General features: G+C 44.6%; 21 protein-coding genes and 1 other annotated feature. Of the genes, 9 read left to right on the top strand and 12 right to left on the bottom strand.

Translation table 11 applies throughout. The features are described from left to right. Position 1: 1 nt before the first annotated feature. From NSQ43_RS02855 to NSQ43_RS02840, 4 genes are read right to left on the bottom strand one after another with little or no spacing between them, the layout of a single operon-like run. Positions 2-613: a phosphoribosylanthranilate isomerase gene (locus NSQ43_RS02855; protein ID WP_339252834.1), complete on the bottom strand. Its 612-nt coding sequence runs from the start codon at positions 611-613 to the stop codon at positions 2-4. Then, positions 610-1401, bottom strand: coding sequence for an indole-3-glycerol phosphate synthase TrpC (gene trpC / locus NSQ43_RS02850; protein WP_339252832.1), 792 nt, complete (start codon positions 1399-1401; stop codon positions 610-612). The genes NSQ43_RS02855 and trpC overlap by 4 nt, the downstream gene beginning before the upstream one ends. Continuing rightward, positions 1398-2429, bottom strand: coding sequence for an anthranilate phosphoribosyltransferase (gene trpD, locus NSQ43_RS02845; protein WP_339252830.1), 1032 nt, complete (start codon positions 2427-2429; stop codon positions 1398-1400). Before trpD ends, trpC begins: the two co-directional genes overlap by 4 nt. Positions 2430-2465: 36 nt before the next feature. Next, positions 2466-3821: a chorismate-binding protein gene (locus NSQ43_RS02840; protein WP_339252828.1), complete on the bottom strand. Its 1356-nt coding sequence runs from the start codon at positions 3819-3821 to the stop codon at positions 2466-2468. Between the two features lie 227 nt (positions 3822-4048). Next, positions 4049-4276 (bottom strand) — a binding site (T-box leader). 208 nt (positions 4277-4484) lie between these two features. Here NSQ43_RS02840 and rluF point away from each other — a divergent pair. Beyond that, a complete protein-coding gene (gene rluF, locus NSQ43_RS02835) occupies positions 4485-5189 on the top strand; it encodes a 23S rRNA pseudouridine(2604) synthase RluF (RefSeq protein ID WP_339252826.1) in 705 nt (234 codons plus the stop codon). A 121-nt stretch (positions 5190-5310) separates the two neighbouring features. After that, entirely contained in the window at positions 5311-5439 is a 129-nt protein-coding gene (locus tag NSQ43_RS02830) for a putative holin-like toxin (protein ID WP_339252825.1), read from the top strand. A gap of 203 nt (positions 5440-5642) precedes the next feature. Here the strand turns inward: NSQ43_RS02830 and NSQ43_RS02825 are convergent, their stop codons facing one another. From NSQ43_RS02825 to NSQ43_RS02815, 3 genes are all read right to left on the bottom strand, one after another. Next, the gene (locus tag NSQ43_RS02825; RefSeq protein ID WP_339252823.1) at positions 5643-6266 is read right to left on the bottom strand and encodes a hypothetical protein; all 624 of its coding nucleotides are present in this window, start codon (positions 6264-6266) and stop codon (positions 5643-5645) included. Continuing rightward, positions 6247-7143 (bottom strand): ABC transporter ATP-binding protein, encoded by an 897-nt coding sequence (locus tag NSQ43_RS02820; RefSeq protein ID WP_339252821.1) that lies wholly within the window; start codon positions 7141-7143, stop codon positions 6247-6249. Before NSQ43_RS02820 ends, NSQ43_RS02825 begins: the two co-directional genes overlap by 20 nt. A 129-nt stretch (positions 7144-7272) precedes the next feature. Continuing rightward, positions 7273-7710, bottom strand: a complete 438-nt coding sequence (locus NSQ43_RS02815; RefSeq protein ID WP_339252819.1) for a YugN family protein — start codon at positions 7708-7710, stop codon at positions 7273-7275. Between the two features lie 127 nt (positions 7711-7837). Between NSQ43_RS02815 and NSQ43_RS02810 the strand changes: the two genes are divergently transcribed. The 3 genes from NSQ43_RS02810 to NSQ43_RS02800 all read left to right on the top strand — a co-directional run bounded on the left by NSQ43_RS02810 (position 7838) and on the right by NSQ43_RS02800 (position 10379). Then, on the top strand, positions 7838-8359 hold the full coding sequence (locus NSQ43_RS02810; protein ID WP_339252817.1) for a DUF2243 domain-containing protein: 522 nt from the start codon (positions 7838-7840) through the stop codon (positions 8357-8359). Beyond that, positions 8352-9131 carry a cytochrome c oxidase assembly protein gene (locus NSQ43_RS02805; RefSeq protein ID WP_339252815.1) on the top strand — a complete coding sequence of 260 codons (780 nt, stop codon included), beginning with the start codon at positions 8352-8354 and terminating at the stop codon, positions 9129-9131. The genes NSQ43_RS02810 and NSQ43_RS02805 overlap by 8 nt, the downstream gene beginning before the upstream one ends. Positions 9132-9314: 183 nt before the next feature. Continuing rightward, a complete protein-coding gene (locus NSQ43_RS02800) occupies positions 9315-10379 on the top strand; it encodes a Xaa-Pro peptidase family protein (RefSeq protein WP_339252814.1) in 1065 nt (354 codons plus the stop codon). Positions 10380-10486: 107 nt separating this feature from the next. Here the strand turns inward: NSQ43_RS02800 and NSQ43_RS02795 are convergent, their stop codons facing one another. Continuing rightward, positions 10487-11413, bottom strand: coding sequence for an AEC family transporter (locus NSQ43_RS02795; RefSeq protein WP_339252813.1), 927 nt, complete (start codon positions 11411-11413; stop codon positions 10487-10489). Between the two features lie 144 nt (positions 11414-11557). Between NSQ43_RS02795 and NSQ43_RS02790 the strand changes: the two genes are divergently transcribed. Beyond that, a complete protein-coding gene (locus tag NSQ43_RS02790; protein WP_339252811.1) occupies positions 11558-11695 on the top strand; it encodes a hypothetical protein in 138 nt (45 codons plus the stop codon). Positions 11696-11788: 93 nt separating this feature from the next. Here NSQ43_RS02790 and yfkAB read toward each other — a convergent pair whose 3' ends face one another. After that, complete coding sequence (gene yfkAB / locus NSQ43_RS02785) at positions 11789-12919, bottom strand: radical SAM/CxCxxxxC motif protein YfkAB (RefSeq protein ID WP_339252809.1); 1131 nt, start codon at positions 12917-12919, stop codon at positions 11789-11791. A 169-nt stretch (positions 12920-13088) separates the two neighbouring features. On the opposite strand from yfkAB, the gene NSQ43_RS02780 reads away from it, so the two are divergent. Together NSQ43_RS02780 and NSQ43_RS02775 are read left to right on the top strand one after the other, a co-directional pair. After that, entirely contained in the window at positions 13089-13352 is a 264-nt protein-coding gene (locus NSQ43_RS02780; RefSeq protein ID WP_339252807.1) for a type II toxin-antitoxin system Phd/YefM family antitoxin, read from the top strand. Further along, entirely contained in the window at positions 13342-13653 is a 312-nt protein-coding gene (locus NSQ43_RS02775) for a type II toxin-antitoxin system RelE/ParE family toxin (protein ID WP_339252805.1), read from the top strand. Before NSQ43_RS02780 ends, NSQ43_RS02775 begins: the two co-directional genes overlap by 11 nt. A gap of 41 nt (positions 13654-13694) precedes the next feature. On the opposite strand, the gene NSQ43_RS02770 is transcribed toward NSQ43_RS02775, so the two are convergent. The 3 genes from NSQ43_RS02770 to NSQ43_RS02760 all read right to left on the bottom strand — a co-directional run bounded on the left by NSQ43_RS02770 (position 13695) and on the right by NSQ43_RS02760 (position 15952). Next, positions 13695-14420, bottom strand: a complete 726-nt coding sequence (locus tag NSQ43_RS02770; protein ID WP_339252803.1) for an amino acid ABC transporter ATP-binding protein — start codon at positions 14418-14420, stop codon at positions 13695-13697. A 15-nt stretch (positions 14421-14435) separates the two neighbouring features. Then, a complete protein-coding gene (locus NSQ43_RS02765; protein WP_339254760.1) occupies positions 14436-15068 on the bottom strand; it encodes an amino acid ABC transporter permease in 633 nt (210 codons plus the stop codon). Between the two features lie 71 nt (positions 15069-15139). Continuing rightward, positions 15140-15952, bottom strand: a complete 813-nt coding sequence (locus tag NSQ43_RS02760) for a transporter substrate-binding domain-containing protein (RefSeq protein WP_339252801.1) — start codon at positions 15950-15952, stop codon at positions 15140-15142. 285 nt (positions 15953-16237) lie between these two features. On the opposite strand from NSQ43_RS02760, the gene mgtE reads away from it, so the two are divergent. After that, positions 16238-17596, top strand: coding sequence for a magnesium transporter (mgtE, locus tag NSQ43_RS02755; protein ID WP_339252800.1), 1359 nt, complete (start codon positions 16238-16240; stop codon positions 17594-17596). Positions 17597-17640: the final 44 nt, after the last annotated feature.

Raw genomic sequence — 17640 nt, 5'->3', positions numbered from 1 at the left:
CTCAGCTCTCCTCCTCTTTCACTGCACGAATGAATTCGCGTATCAACGTCTCATCTTTTCTTCGATCAATCTCTACCCCGCTCGACACATCCACCATGAACGGACGCACCTTCATGATTGCTTCCTTAACATTTCGCACATTCAATCCACCCGCAAGGATCATCCGACTCCTTGGCAGGTCGCCGTTTAAAAGCCCCCAATCAAACACCTCGCCGCTTCCCCCGCGGAATTCAGTACCCGGCGTGTCGAATAAAACATATTCTGTTTGAACATGTTGCACTCTTTTTACATCTTCCTCATTACGAACCGATACTACTTTAATGGAAGGAAGAGCTACATTTTTAATAAACTCTTCCATTTCATTCCCATGAAATTGGATGAAATCGAGGGGTACCTCACGAAATGCCTGCTCCATCTCCTCCCGCGTCGCATCCACGAACACGCCTATCTTCATCACATGATCCGGTACAAAGCGCGCCAATTCCTTTGCTTGCGCAATCGCGATCCGGCGCCTGCTTGGTGCAAACACGAATCCGACCGCGTCCACTCCTGCCTCAACTGCCGCCTGGACATGCTCTGGTTCCATCAAGCCACAAATTTTCACCTTCGTCATTGGAGGACACCTCCCCTTGGGACTTGCAAGGAATGTAGCGACTTTTCCACAGAAGCACTTCTCATCAAAGATTCGCCTACAAGGACAGCACTTGCCCCGGCAGCCGCAACACGCTTTGCATCTGAACCATTCATAATGCCGCTCTCGCTGATGAACACATGGTTTTCATTGAACGGAAAAAGCCTTGAAATTTCTTCCGTCCTTGAGAGATCCACTTCAAATGTCTTTAAGTCACGATTATTGACGCCAATCAATTTTGCACCAATTGAAAGTGCCCGGTTCAATTCCTTTGCATCATGCACTTCAACCAACACTTCAAGCCCTTTACCCGTTGCATACGTATGAAGCCGTTGTAGTGTTCCTTCATCTAATGCGGCTACTATTAGCAAAATGACGGACGCCCCCGCTTCCATTGCGCGGTCAATCTGCACTTCATGAATGATGAAATCCTTGCATAGGAGCGGAACTATGACTGCATTGGCAACTGCAGCCAAATCGTCGAATGAGCCCTTGAAGAATTGATTGTCTGTTAAAACTGAGATGCATGCTGCTCCCGCCTGTACGTAGGCTCTTGCCTGCGTGACTGGATCGGCTTGACCTGCAATCATTCCTTTTGAAGGGGATGCACGTTTCATTTCCGCAATGACTTCAAGTCGGTCGGAATGTTTTAGTGTTTCAAAAAGCGATGGCCTTTTCGACAACGTTCCACATGAAACGTCTCGTTCCTCCATTAATAGTTGTTTCACTTCAAGTCTTTTCACTTCAAGGATCTTTTCTAAAATCGTCATTTTGCCACCGCCACTCTATCAATGTCGGCACTGAATGCCAGAATCGCTTCAAGCTTCCGAAGTGCTTTTCCAGACAGAATGCTGTCTTTCGCAAGTTCAATTCCTTCATTAATTGAGTTCGCTACACCGTTTGCAAACAGTCCAATTCCCGCGTTGAATACGACCGTGTCAAACTTAGCCCCCTGCTTTCCTTTCAAAACATCGTGGATCATGTCGGCATTTTCCTTTGCAGTTCCCCCGCGAATTGCGGATAAGGGAGCGTATTCAAGCCCGACATCTTCAGCGGTCAAAGTAAAGGGGATCAAGTCACCTTTATCCATCAGTACGAACGAGTTCTGCCCCGCAAGTGACGCCTCATCCATCCCTCCAACCCCCGAGACAACAATTGCTCGATCTCTGCCAAGCATCCGAAGGACAGACGCATACTCCATGAGGAAATCAGGTCGGTTAATACCCGTGAACTGCGTTTCAAGGGGAACAGGATTCGCAAGCGGTCCAACAAGGTTGAAAATCGTCGGCTTTCCAATTTGTCTGCGTGCTTCCCCAATCTTTTTCATCTTCGGATGGACAATCGGTGCGAATATGAATGCCATCCCTTCTTTATCAAGCATCCGGCCCATATCTTCAGGGGTGAAATCCGAATGGATGCCTAACGCGTCAAGCACATCCTGGCTCCCTGCGTGACTCGTAATTTTCCGATTCCCATGCTTCGCCACCTTTACGCCGGCACCAGCGAGGACGAAAGCCGACGTCGTACTAATATTGAACGTGTTCGACCCGTCACCACCAGTGCCGCAATTGTCCAAGTATCGGGCCTCCGGGACGTCCAATGGAATGGCGTGCCTTGTCATAACAGAAGCAAGCGCTGCCACTTCTTTTGCGGTCTCCCCTTTATTCGACAGCGCGACAAGAAATTCCGTAATCTCTTCAACTATCGCATTCTCGGTGAACATCTGATTCGCCGCTTCTTCCATTTCCTCATACTGTAAATGCTGTTTTCGCTCGACTATTCTCGTGTAACTCTTCATCGCTCATCTCTCCTCTTCTTTTCTCTTCATTTTTAGTTAAAGCTCCAATAAAGAACGGGCTTTATTCACAGTTTCCTTATATTCAAGATCAGGAACGGAGTCCTTCACAATCCCAGCACCCGCTTGCACAGTAGCCACCCCGTCCTTTACGAACATCGTACGAATGGTAAGGGCAAAATCGATATTTCCGTTCAATCCGATATAACCGATTGCACCTCCGTAGATACCGCGCGGCTCATCCTCCAACTGCGAAATGATATCCATCGCAAGCTTTTTCGGAGACCCCGTCACTGTTCCAGCTGGCAACACTGCTTTCAACGCATCAAGTGCGTGCAAGTCAGGTGCAAGTTTCCCCTCCACTTCAGAAACGAGATGCATGACATGTTCATAACGCACGGTCTCCATGTATTTCGAAACTTGGACAGAAGACGGATTACAAATCGGTTCCAACTCCTCCCGACTCAGTGCCACCAACATATCGTGCTCCGACAACTCTTTCGGATCATTTCGAAGTTCCGTTTCCAATGCGTTGTCTTCCTCAGTAGTTCGCCCCCGCCTGCGTGTTCCCGCAATCGGATTCGCAATGACTGTCCTATCCGTCACCCGGACAAGACTTTCCGGCGAGGCCCCGATGATTTTGTGATCATCGAATTCCATGTAATACATATACGGCGAAGGATTCCGCTTACGTAGTTTTCGGTATAGAGCGAATGGGTCGCCTTTGATGTCCGCTTCAAGCTTACGGGAGAGGACAACTTGTTTTACTGTGCCTTTTTCAATGAACTCCGTTTGGACTTGTTTCACCCGGTTTTCAAATTCTTGCTGTGAAAGGGCGCAACGGTAATCAGAAATGGTGATGCCTCGTTCCTCTTCGACTTGGCCATTAGTGATTTGCTCTGCCAAAGCGTTTAGGTCAGACTTCGTATACTCGGGATCGATTTCTGTATGAAGCAATGTCACCTCCTTAAGTAGGTGATTGTAGATGATGACCGTGTTGTAAATATTGAAATACACGTCAGGTGTTTCGGTTTCGGTTGTAGCCGCTTCATCCGCCGCACCATACCCGACATACCCAACTGCACCACCCATGAATGGGTATTCCCCATGCTCCGCGATGCGTGGCATCAACCTTTTCAGCAGCGTATATAGGTCCCCTTCATGCGTGTACGATTTTCCCGTCGCATATACAAACTCTTCCAACCTGCCATTCCCGCCGCGATACGCCTTCACCGGATCCACCCCGATGAATGAATACCGCCCTGATCCTTCATGTTGCGACGAACTTTCCAATAAGAATCGATGTCGCCCATGTAATCGCCTGAAAATCAGGATCGGCGTCAGTGAATCCCCTTCAATTTTCCTCTCTGTAATGCGCAAACTCGTCTTTTCCATCTCAGCTCTCCTCTTCTTTTCATTCAAACCCTTAATTTGTCAAAAGCACTTGGCACGACGTAGAGCACCTGATCCAAACACCTTCCCGCGGGCCAAATACGCATAAATCCGTTGAATCACGCATAACAACAAAAACTCACGCATAATCCGCTACATTGACGCATAAATTCAAAAGCTCACGCATAAAAACAAAAAAGCCCTCTGCAAAAGGACATAAAAGTCCAATTGCAGAGGACGGATTACCCGCGTTGCCACCTCTATTTGAGGCTATCACAAAAAAGCCTCCACTCGGCGCACCTAAATAAGCGCTTCCCGTAACGTAGGAAACACGTCCATCCGGAAAACTCCGGATAGCTCTCATAAGTCCATTCACACCGGCTGCGAATCAGTTTCCACCACCCACTGACTCTCTACATCGCTATTCCGACGCTACTCCTCTTATTCAACAATTTCTCAGCTATGCTCTTCTCAACTCGACTCATCTGTTCTTGGGCGGCGCCGCTCCCGGCCCCTCTACCCTCTCCGAACAAAAAAGTTGTTACAACCTTACTATTGATTCTATTAATTGTCAACCTTTTGATAGTAGTTGTAGTCCCTCGATTTTGTAAACCCGCAGTCCAAGATGTACAATAGTGGGAAAGAAACTCGAAAAAGGTGAACCCAATGCGAATAAACAAATTTTTAAGCGAAGCCGGCATCGTCTCTCGGCGAGGTGCAGATAAATGGATCGAAGACGGACGCGTCACCATCAACGGCCAACCCGCCGAACTCGGAAGCCGAGTTGAACAAGGCGATGAAGTCCATGTAGACGGCAAACCGGTAAAAACCGAAGAGCAGCTTGTCTATATCGTTCTTAATAAACCCGTCGGCATCACGAGCACAACTGAACGCCATATCGAAGGGAATGTCGTCGATTTCGTCAACCACCCGCTCCGCATCTTCCATATCGGACGGCTCGACAAAGACTCTGACGGCTTGCTGCTTTTAACGAACGACGGCGACATCGTAAATGAAATCCTACGCGAAGAACACGGCCACGAAAAAGAATACATCGTAACGGTCGATCGCCCCATCACAAAGGAATTCATTCACAAAATGGAATCCGGCGTCGAAATCCTCGACACTATAACGAAACCGTGCAAAGTGAAACAATTAGGCCCACGCAAATTCAACATCACGTTAACACAAGGGCTGAACCGCCAAATCCGCCGCATGTGCTCAGCACTCGGTTACAACGTCAGACGCCTCCAGCGCACACGCATCATGAACATCCATCTTGGCAATTTGCCGATTGGACAATGGCGCGACTTGACGGAGAAGGAATTGAAGGAAATGTTTCAGATGCTGGATTATGAGCCGAAACGGTAACCTTATAAAGAGTATTGCAAACATTAGCTAACACAAACATATGTGTGGTATAATTGGAGGGTAATAGAATAGGTGAACTCAAGGATTGGTCGGCTCACTCCCGCGAAAGGGGGTGGTGCCTGTGTCAGTATTCGAAGCATTAATGCTTGCAGTAGCATTCGGAGCATTGATCGTAGCGATATTGTCTAATAACCATAAAAATAACCCATCCTTGGGTTTAACGGCTCGGATGGGTCACTATACCAAATAATGCCGACCCCTAAAAGGGACCTGACTATTACACTTGATCGTTCAATGTTAGCGCATTGGACGATCTCTTTTAGTTTATAAAGTTCCTAATAATATTATACATCATCTTTTGAACAACTACAATCAATTGATTTTTACGGATTTTAGTTAACCGCTACAAGCGCCCTATCTCCCCGCAATCCAAAATGCTTGGTTAATGCACCTTCACACTGTCACTCTAACCGACCTCCTCCCCTTCACAAACCACTTCTCAAAACTCAATCCAACATAAGCCACAACCAAAAGGAAAGCCGCCGCTCCAAGAAGCATCCCACATCCCATATACACACTAATCGCCGGATCATCCATCAACGTCAAAATCTCCCCATTAACGATTTTTGGTATGTTTAGATAAAGAAACGGTGAAAACTGAGCGAAATCGTCCAATTTCCAACTCAACAAATAACCCGCTCCACTGATCAATTCTTCGTATAGGCCTAAATACGAGTAGAAATTATTCTCGACCTGTGGAATCTCATCCCAACGCTTTCCGTAGATGGCGCTCTTCCATTGAAACACTGCGGTCATCATATCGTTTAAACTTTCGTATTGTCTAACTTGCCCCTCCGTCAGCTCCTCCTCCCGCTTCAACTGCGAAAGCTGGGTAAATAATTGGTCAGTTTTGAGGGCAACAGACAAGAGGTTTTCCTCTGCCTCTTTCGCCATGAGGTCCTGTTCGTTTTTATTTTGATAAAAAACCCAACTAATACATAACAGCGCAACAACAATCAGCCAAATGGTCTTCTTCTGCCGCCAGAGCTTCTTAAGCTCAAACTTCAACAAGCTCATCGGCCTTTGCCTCCGTGAAGATTTTCCGGTAGCGTTCCTCAGATCCAAACACTTTCTTCTCGATATCATCGATTACTATATTTTCGCGTTCCAACACTTGCAATACGTTGCTTAACGCTACATCACGGCGATAAATATGCAAGCACCCATCAACCAACTCGACAGGAATTCCCGCTGCAAGAAGCGCTTTTTCAGCATTCGCCGTTTGGTCGACCGCGATCTGGTAGCGCACCTGCTCAAACTCCGCCATATTCTCCTTTATCAAATTCCCCTTCTTCAGGAATAAAATCGAAGACGTCACCCGGTCAATTTCCGCCAAGTTATGCGAGGATAATAGGATCGTCGTCCCTTCATCACGCAAAGCAAGCAGCAACTCACGCACACGGATCGCGCTCGTCGGATCAAGCCCGTTAAGCGGCTCATCCAAAATCATCAGCTTCGGTTTATTCACGACAGCCATCGCAAGCAACAGATGCTGCTTCATCCCAAGCGAATAGTTCTTCACTTTTTTATTCAAATAACTCGTGATCCCAATCCGGTCCGCCGTCTCTAAAAGCTGCTTTTTCGGCAATCCTTGCACATCACAGATGAATTGCAAATGATCATACCCCGTCAAATATTCGTATAGCACCGTATTATCCTGCATAAACGAAATCTCCCGGAAGATATTCGGATCCCGGTTGTTCTTCCCAAGCACCGTAATTTCCCCTTTATCCGCAGGCAACAAGTTGGTAATAATGTTCATTAACGTCGACTTCCCCGATCCATTGGGCCCAACAAGCGCAATGATCTGCGGCTCCTCAATCTCAAACGTAATCCCCTTCAACACCTGCTCCTTGCCATATGATTTGTACACGTCTTTTACTGATAAAATCATTTCTCCCACTCCCTTCCAAAAATTTACTTAACCCATTCTACTACACTTGCAGACTGATTTGTTTAAATATTTAATTTAATTTCCGAAATAAAAACAATCCACCAAGACTAAGGTGGATTGTTAGTGAATTTAACTGGATTTTAATAAAGCCTGTCCTTCATACATACAGTCTAAAAGGTCTTTTACGGCTACTTCACCTGCATGAATCCATCTGTTTTTATTGATGATTTTGCCGTCCTTATCAATTGGTTGCTGGAACTGACTAAAGCCTGTCGCATCTAATAATGAATCTCCAGAGCGATCCAGACCGACATGCACTACGTGTTTAATGATGTAAGGCGTGCCGAACTTAATAGAAGCATTGTAATCGTCAAGTTCTCCATCGGTCACAAAGAATGGAATTCGGATATAGATGGTTTCGCCGCCCTCCTGGCATAAAATATGGTCGAAACATCCTTTGTCATAATCCCAATTTCCACCCATGTTATAACCGAGTCCACGAATACAGTCACTCACAATGCCAAAAGAAGCAGTTTTCCCTTCAAGCTCCGTTTGTAATTTCAACATACAACTTACTCCTCCTTCTGAATGATATGCTATACAGCATTCACAAAAGAAGGGGCAGACATACTTGGAAAGAGCCGATTATCCTTTCTTCATACCGGCAATACTTTGAAGAAATCAGTCTCAGCAAATGGAGGAAGAGGGTTTGACAACGATATATAATACGCAAGTACATTCTGATAACAGGGCAGCATTTGCCCGTCGAAACCTTTGGTCAGGCATCTTGTTCGGATTGGGTTTTGTTGCGTTTCTCGATGAGACATTATTTCATCAGCTGCTTCATTGGCATAAATTTTACGATAAATCGACTGTTGCGGTTGGACTTGTTTCGGATGGACTGTTTCACGCGTTCAGTTGGTTTGCGACTGTCGGAGGATTATTCCTTGTCGGCGATCTTCGGAGGCGAAACGCACTTTGGCATAAGATGTGGTGGGGAGGAAAATTGTTAGGCGGCGGGGCGTTTCAGCTTTACGATGGCACTATCCAGCATAAGATCATGCGCATCCACCAAATTCGATACAATGTCGATATTTTACCGTATGATCTTGTCTGGAATATTTCTGCAGCCATCATGATTTTAGTCGGCATCGGGTTGGTTATAAGTGCGAGGCGGGATGAGCGTGGAAGGAAAGGGACTTTCTCTAATGCATGATGTTCATTTTCTGTTAACCGATTTGCTTTTTGGCGTTCCTGCAATGCTTGCGGTCGGATGTTATATTGGGGCCGTAGTAATTACAAACAGACGAGAACGACTTCGAAAGTGGCAACTACTTCGCACGGTTTCCTTTGTTGCCGGTGTACTTATTGCTGCCACAGCAGTGGTCGGTCCACTTTTACGTCAATCCCATACTGATTTCACAGTCCACATGGTAGGTCATTTACTGTTGGGCATGTTGGCACCACTTCTTATTGCACTTGCTGCGCCCATGACATTATTATTGCGTACTATAAATGTTCGCTTGGCAAGAAAGGTTAGCCGACTGCTGCAAAGCTCGTTCGTCGGATTCTTCACCCATCCGATTATCGCTTCTGTCCTGAACATCGGTGGGTTATGGATTCTCTACACGACCAACTTGTATTCGGCGATGCATTCGAGCCTTCTACTCCATATCATCATACACATTCACGTTTTCCTTGCCGGCTATTTATTTACAATATCTTTGGTGTATATAGATCCTATTTTCCACCGCTTCAGTTATACGTACAGAACCGTCGTATTTATAATAGCGCTTGCTGGTCATGGCATCCTGTCGAAATTTATCTACGCATATCCACCAGCGGGGGTCCTTGAGGAGCAGGCAAGGATTGGAGCCATGCTGATGTATTATGGAGGCGATGCAGTTGACCTGTTTTTGATTTTCATTCTGTTTAAGCATTGGTATCAATCTGTCCGGCCACGCAAGTTGGTTTCAGCAGAAGTTTAGATGCGAATCGGGGACGCATTATTATTTTTCATCGATTTTCGGAGGTTATCGTCGTTTCCTGACCTTTTCCCTATATAGAGAATCCACTTCTGTCTCTAAATTGAACTTGCAGACCCTCTATTATTTCCCCACTTCCTATGTCATAGTAATAATAGGAATATTTCTATTAATGGGGGTTTGAGGATGGAGAAGTTAGTGAAGTTACGGAGTTCATTTGAAGAATTAGGAATTGATGGGATGCTTATTACAGATCCATATAATCGCAGATACCTGACGGGTTTCACCGGAACAGCGGGAACGGTGCTTGTTTCTAAAACTGAAGCATTTTTATTGGTCGATTTCCGTTATACCAGCCAGGCGAATGCGCAGGTTACAGATTTTACTGTGAAAGAAATCGACCGGGCTATCCTCTATAAGGAAATTTCAACGCTTTCGGATAGCTTGGGAATTAAGAAGTTAGGATTTGAGCAACAGCATCAATCCTATTTTTATTACTCCCAGCTTTCGAAGGAAGTACAGGCGGAACTTATACCTGTCTCAAATGTCGTGGAAAAACTGCGGATGATCAAAAGTGAAACTGAAATGGCTATTTTGAAAAAGGCTGCTGAAATTGCAGACGCTGCGTTCGAGCATATTTTGACGTTCATTAAACCCGGGCGCACCGAGATTGAAGTTGCGAATGAGTTGGAATTCCATATGCGGAAATTGGGCGCGACTTCCTCCTCCTTCGATATGATTGTCGCATCGGGCGTACGTTCCGCGTTGCCGCATGGCGTCGCAAGTGACAAAGTAATTGAACAAGGAGATATGGTGACACTGGATTTCGGTGCCTATTATCAAGGTTATTGCTCTGATATGACGAGAACAATTGCAGTCGGCGAGCCTGATCCGAAGCTTAAAGAAATCTATTCAATTGTCTATGATGCTCTTGAAAATGCGCTTTCAGGCATAAAGGTCGGAATGACCGGGAAAGAAGCGGATGCATTGACCCGTGATTTGATTAGCGAAAAAGGGTATGGCGACAATTATGGGCATGGCATGGGTCACGGGATTGGCTTGTATATCCATGAAGACATTTTCATGAATCCTACTTGTGAACTGCTTGTAGAGGAAGGAATGGTGTTGACGGTCGAGCCGGGCATTTACATTCCGGGTCTCGGCGGGGTGCGGATTGAGGATGATATTATTATGAAAAAAGATGGAATTGAAATCATTACGAAATCGCCTAAAGAGTTGATTATCCTTTGAAACAATGGCCTTCCGGTAAACCGGGAGGCCATTTTAATTCAGCTTGGCGGAATATCGGTCACTTCCGGGGAGTTATCGGTCACTTTCCAAGAGTTATCGTCGTTTCATCAAACAAACAACACCCCAGATAAATAAACAACAATCGTCACTGTTATCGCGCTTAACACAGTTGAAAACAGAACCGTTTGTGCCGCCAAATCCGGATGTATATCGTATTCCAACGCGAGCGTCGAACTGTTTCTTGACGTTGGAAAGGAACTTGCGATGAATAAAGATTGAGCGACGATGCCGTCCAGCCCGAAAAGGAAAATAAGGAGCAGCGCCACGCTTGGCCCAATGATAAGTCTTCCGATGCTGCTTGTAATAATCGTCCGATTAACAATTGTCTTCAATTCAATTTGTGCAAGTTGCGCCCCCAATAAGATAAGTGCAATTGCCAAAAACGCATCTGAAAGATGGCTGATAGGCGTCCATATAAAGGATGGAATCGGGATTTGTAGCCAATTCAACAAACCGCCAAGAAGCATCGCGTGGATGACCGGCATTTTCAATAGCGATTTCAGGATTTCCATACCCGACTTCGTTGCGGATATTAAATTATATAATCCATATGTATACGTTAAAATATTTTGGAAGACCATGACGATAATTTGAATGGAAATCCCAAGAGGATTCGCCTGGAAGAGCAGCTGACTGACGGGTATCCCATAATTCCCGGAGTTGATTAACGAAATGCTGTTTTTGAATATCGCAGCTTCCCCTTTGTCTAACTTCAATAGTTTACTCAAAACAGCTGTGACAACGATTATTATTAAACTGAAAGCAACCAAATAACCGATGATTTCCAATAGGATTTGTACGTCAATTTCTGTCTGATACAGATTAATGAAGACCGCTGCGGGCATAAGACAATACGTAATCAGATTCGAGATCGCTTTTAAATTGAATGCGAATTTCCTTTGCAAAGCCGCCCCGATTAATAGGAGGATTAAGATAGGTATAATGATATTAACGAAAATGGTTCCTATAAACATAGTGTCTCCCCCTGTTGTGAGGCTCTCGTCCTCAGAAACTTCTTACATTTAAGTATACAGGAACCCTATCACGCTTTGTAATTAAGAAAAACTTATAAATGGCGATAAGAAAAGGACTTCCCGCTGTTTGGAAGTCCTTTCTTTATGCTTTCGCCGGATGATATCGGTTATTTCCCGGGATTTATCGTTCATTTCCCGGAAGTTATCGATCATTTGCGGACACTTATCGATTATTTCCCAACATATATCGATCATTTCCCGAGATATATGGTCATTTTGTGACCTTTCACCTACAACCAAAAAGCTCTTTATTTGTCAAAGGCACCTAACGCGAAGCAAGTTTCACCAATCATGCAACCTTCCGCGCACGGCAGCTCATTTAGCTGAAATTCTTGCCTGCTTTCCTGTGAAATCCTCCTTCGGATAATACGCATCCTTCACCAATAGATTCGGTCCCAGACACTTCACGGCAGGGCAATGGCAGCTGATCGATTTTGCAAGAGGACGATCCAGCCATTTATCGAGCATTTCAGGCAGTGAATCGTTCTGGATATTGCCCATTGGAGGCGTATCGCCGAAATCTGTTACGATGACGTCGCCCGTGAAAATGTTAACGTTTAAGCGGGAACGGCCGTCCGGATCATTTCGCACTGAGACATTTTTGCTGTTGTATATGCGTTTCAACAGCTTCAAATCTTCTTCATTCTGACTGCACGGATAGAACGGCAATGTGCCGAATAGCATCCACACGTCCTCATCCCGCATATCCAATAATTGATGGATCGCTTCTCGCGTTTCATCAAGGGATAAAACTTCAAGTTGTGAAGCAAAATCACTTGGATACATAGGGTGCACCTCGTGTCTTGCGCACTTCATCTCCTCGACGATTTGCTTGTGGATATGGCCTAAATGCGGGAGAGTTCGTTTATTCAGCATCGTCTCCGCGGACACCATCACTCCGGCCTCCGCCAATGCGCGGCTATTGTCGATCATCCGTTGAAACTGCTCGGCACGGCGTTCCCTTGGCGGCTTCCTTTCCATATTCGCAAAACCACCGTCTACAAAATCATCGACGGTTCCCCAGTTATGGGAGATGTGTAATACATCAAGGTAAGAAGCTATTCCCATATAACGATCAAGTGGCATTGTCAAATTCGAATTCATCTGCGTCCTGATACCGCGTTCATGAGCATATTTCAATAGAGGCAAAACATACTGCTCCACCGATTTCTTAGAAAACATCGGCTCGCCACCCGTTATGCTGATTGTCCGTAAATGCGGGATCTCGTCAAGTCGGGACAAGAGCAGGTCGATCGGCAAAGCGTCCGGGTCTTTTTGCTGCAACATATAGCCGACCGCGCAATGCTCACATCGCATATTACATAAATATGTAGTCGTAAATTCAATGCTTGAAAGTGTTAACTTCCCATGCTCCTGCACGTCTAAATAAGCTTCCCACGGATCATAAGCAGGTGACATTTTCTTTAGTGTTGCTACATTCTTCATTTATAGTGACTCCCTACAAGTTTACTAAAACCATAAAATAGTATGAGCCTCATTTTCCGCTTTTGCAACCCTTGCGCAAGTGTACCAAACAAATTAGTATTCACTTCATAATTCTTACACGAATATGCTATAATTATGCCACCATTATATAATGAAAGGGGCTGTAAAGATGCCTGAAATCAGACCTATTAAAGACTTAAGGAATACTGCCGAAATTTCTAATCTTTGTCACAGTATCGACGAACCGGTATTTATTACAAAAAATGGATACAGCGATTTAGTTATTATGAGTATGGATACGTACGAACGGAATATGGCACGCTTACATTTGTATGAGAAACTCGCGGAGGCTGAGGCTGAAATTAAAAACGGTAGACCTTTGTTGGATGCAAAGGATGTTTTCAGCAGGTTGAGAACCAAATATGAAATATGAGGTAAAAATCACTAATGCAGCTTCAACAGATTTAGAAGAGATCTACTATTATATTTCCAAGAAACTACATGCTAATGAATCCGCAAAAGAGTTGCTTTCCAAAATAGAAGTTTCAATTTTAAGGCTTAGCGATTTCCCATTTGCATATAGCCTTGTCACTGATGATTTATTGCGGGAAAAAGGCTATAGGAAATTAATTGTCGGCAACTATATCATTTTTTATCTCATCGATGAGGAAAACAGGCATGTGCTTATAATGCGTGTGCTATATTCAAGAAGAGATTTTAAAAACTTGTTATGAAACAAAAGCAGCCTCCATTAAATAGGAAGCTGCTTTTTCATTCATACATTCACCATCTCTAAAAACTGCCGTGTTCTTTCATTTGTTGAGTGGTTGAAGAACGTTTCAGGATCGGCATCCTCAATGATACGGCCTTCATCCAACATGATAATCCGATCCGCCACTTCTTTTGCGAACTTCATCTCATGCGTAACGACGACCATCGTCATCCCTTCGTTTGCAAGATCCTGCATGACTTGGAGCACTTCACCGACAAGCTCCGGGTCAAGTGCGGATGTCGGTTCGTCGAATAATAATGCTTTCGGTTCCATTGCGAGCGCCCGCGCAATCGCAACCCGCTGCTTCTGTCCGCCTGATAATTTATTTGGATAGACATCCGCTTTATCGGAAAGTCCTACTTTCTCCAATAAGGTGAGTGCCAACTGCTTTGCTTTCTGCTTGTCCGCCTTCTTCACAATCAACGGCGCTTCCATAATATTTTCAAGCACCGTCTTATGCGGGAACAGGTTGAAATGCTGGAACACCATTCCTACCTCTGCTCGGACTTGAGACAGATCGTCCTTTTTCCGGTCAATCGTTCTTCCATCAACAGAAATCGTTCCCTCTTGCGCTTTCTCAAGAAAGTTCAAGCAGCGGAGCAATGTACTTTTCCCCGAACCACTGACGCCGACAAGGACGACAACTTGGCCAGGCTCGATGTCGAGATCAATCCCTTTCAAAACTTCCAATTCACCAAAAGATTTATGAAGATTTTTTGTTTTAATCATATTTCTTCCTCCCCATCAAGATCCATCCACATTCAATTTATTCTCATACAGCTTCAACAACCATGTGAAAATGAGGACGAGGATAAGGTAATACATTCCAACGACAAGAAATGTTTCGAACGGCATGAAGTTTGCCGCCGCTTCACGGTTTGCACGTGAGAATAATTCCGAAACCCCGATCAAATAGACAAGGGAAGAATCCTTCAACGTTATGATGAACTGGTTGCCGAGTGGAGGAATTGCGCGGCGAAGTGCTTGAGGAAAAATAATTCGGCGCATCGCCTGCGTACGATTCATACCAAGTGCCAGACTCGCTTCACGTTGGCCGCGATCAACACCTTGGATAGCACCTCTGAAAATCTCCGCAATATAAGCTCCATTATGGATTCCAAGTGCAATAGATCCTGCCCAAAAATTCGATAGTGTAATAATAGAAGTAATTCCGTAGTAAAGGAACATGATCTGTACGATAAGAGGTGTTCCACGGATAATCGTAATATATAAGTTTGCAATCGTCTGCAAAACTTTTGATCTTGATATTTTCAATAAAGCAAAAATGATTCCAAATGCGGTTCCCAATACAACTGCAATCGCCGTTACCTTTAGGGTGATAAGTACCGCTTCCAGGAAACCCGGATAGGTGTTCATGAATACTTCGTAAAATTTTTGTATTGTTTCAGGCACTAATCAATCCCTCTTTCCGTTTCAAAAATCCATGCTTATTCAAGTAATTCCGCATCTTCCAAGTCGATGTCCAACAAGTTCCGTTTGAACCATTTCTGTGAAATTTCATCATAAGTGCCGTCATCGATAATTTCTTGGAGTGCTTTTTCAATCGCGTCACGAAGCTTTTCATTATCCTTCTTCACCGCAATCGATGGTTGTTCCACCCATAATGGATTGCCGACCTCTTTTATTTCAAATCCATTTTCAATCGCTTCAAACCCTACGATATCCGCCGTGATAACCGCATCCAAACGGTTTTCAACTGTCAGGTCCTTAAGTGCTACAACGTCACTGGAATAATATTGGATATTGTCCGAAAGAGTTTTTGCTGGCTCTTCATACGTCGATTGTGAGACGACGCCAATTTTCTTCCCTTTCAAATCTTCCGGGGTTTTGATTTCGTTATTGTCTTTCGCGACCCAGATCATTCCGCCAGAGTAGTAGTAAGGCTGCGTGAATGCCGCCTGTTCTGCACGTTTTTTCGTGTAAGCCATCGAGCCGATGATGGCATCGTATTTATTCGCAACCAATCCTTGTAAGATTGTTTCAAACGGGTTCGTCACGGGATTAGCTTCCAAGCCCATCTTCTCCGCAATTGCCTTCCCGATTTCCACGTCAAACCCTGTCAACTCTCCATTTTCTTCAAAGTTGAAAGGCTTATAAAGACCACTTGCTGCAAATGTCAATTTTCCATTCTCGACAAGGCCAAACTCATTATCACTCGCCTCGCCCTTGTCTTCTCCACATGCCGCTAACACCAACATCGCTGCCATCAGCAAGAATAATAGCGTTTTCCATTTCCTCATTCTAACAAACTCCCTTTTGTCATCGACTGTTGCCGATTTTATTTGCCTACTAACTCCCTTTCCCTATCATCTATTCAATAAACCTACTTTTTTGGGGTAGATTGGTCGGTAGGAAGATTAATTGTTATGGCCGCGTCCATTGCTGACAAGTCCTGAAGCCGTATTCACCGCTTGCGTTAGATTTATCACCGTTTGCCCATTTACTCTCACAGTTTAGGGGAATATATTTCAGGGGATAGACGTGTTACCGAGCATTTTATTCAAAGAAATGAGGTGGAGGGAGTCATGTCAGTCAACGGAGGAAAAGAGGAGATCTCACGTGCAATTGTCCATCTCTTAAAGGAAGGTCAGAAAGATACATTCCAGAAAGTAATTAGTGAACTGTCACCCTATGAGATATCAACACACTACCGGGGTTTGCCCCGAAAACGTAGAATCCTATTTTTGGAGTGGCTCTCTTTAGATCAATTGGTGGCACTCCTTAGATATTTGACCCGAAATGAACAGCTTCGGGTACTGAAAAAGATTGGGCCTATACGTTCAAGGGAATTAATGGAGCTATTGAAAAGTGACGAACTTACGCATCTACTTTCCGATTTACCCGATAAAGAAGTAAATCAGTTAATTGCCCAGTTAAAGGACGAGGAGAAAAAGGCGATACGCAAGCAGATGAAATATCCTAAGAAGTCTGCTGGGCGAGTGATGATCAGTCAATATGTATGGGTTCACCAATCTTATACTGTACGAATGGCGATTGATAAGTTGAAGCATTTTAGGGAGTTTGCGGATTACTTGAACTATGTGTATGTCATTGATGATAACAAGAAATTAGTTGGCGTTGCTTCGTATCGTGACCTTCTGTTATGTGAGTTGGACAACCCAATCGTTGAGGTGATGACAAAGGATATCATCAAGGTCACCGATACGACAAAACAGAGAGATGTCGCAAAAATGATCGGGCGGCATGATTTACTGTCGGTGCCGGTAGTGAATGATGAAGATATTTTGGTAGGTATTATTACAATGGATGACGTGTTAGATATTGTCATACGAGAGGCGAATGAGGATATTGAAATGTTGTTTGCTTCAGGTAAAGAAATTGACTTTCATACGAAGCCGATTGCTGCCGCTTTTAAACGATTGCCATGGCTTGTTTTGCTACTATTTATAGGACTTGTTTCAGGTAGCATCATTGCTAAATTCGAAGAGACACTTGAAGCGGTCGTTGCGCTTGCCTTCTTCATGCCGATGATTGCAGGGATGACTGGGAATACAGGAACCCAGTCGTTAGCCGTAGTCGTCCGCGGACTTGTTACGGAAGAACTAACGACGAAAAAGACATTCGGCCTCATTTTTCGTGAGTTGCTTGTCGGAATCATGCTCGGTGTCATCAACGGAATTGTTATCGCCATCATCGCCTATTTTTGGCAACAAAACCTTACACTTGGGCTTGTTGTAGGAGCATCCCTCATCGCAACTCTAATTATCGGTACACTCGCTGGCACCATCATTCCACTGATCCTGAATAAATTCAAAGTAGACCCAGCTGTTGCATCAGGTCCACTTATTACGACCATCAACGATATTTTATCCCTGCTCATCTATTTTGGAATTGCGACGATGTTCATCTCGAAACTGATGTAAAACGGCAAAAAGCGACCCCATAGGGGATCGCTTTTTTTTGGCGG

This window comes from Sporosarcina sp. FSL W8-0480, from assembly GCF_037963765.1.
In the GTDB taxonomy this organism is placed as follows: Bacteria; Bacillota; Bacilli; order Bacillales_A; family Planococcaceae; genus Sporosarcina.
This window is presented reverse-complemented; position numbering and strand designations above follow the sequence as displayed.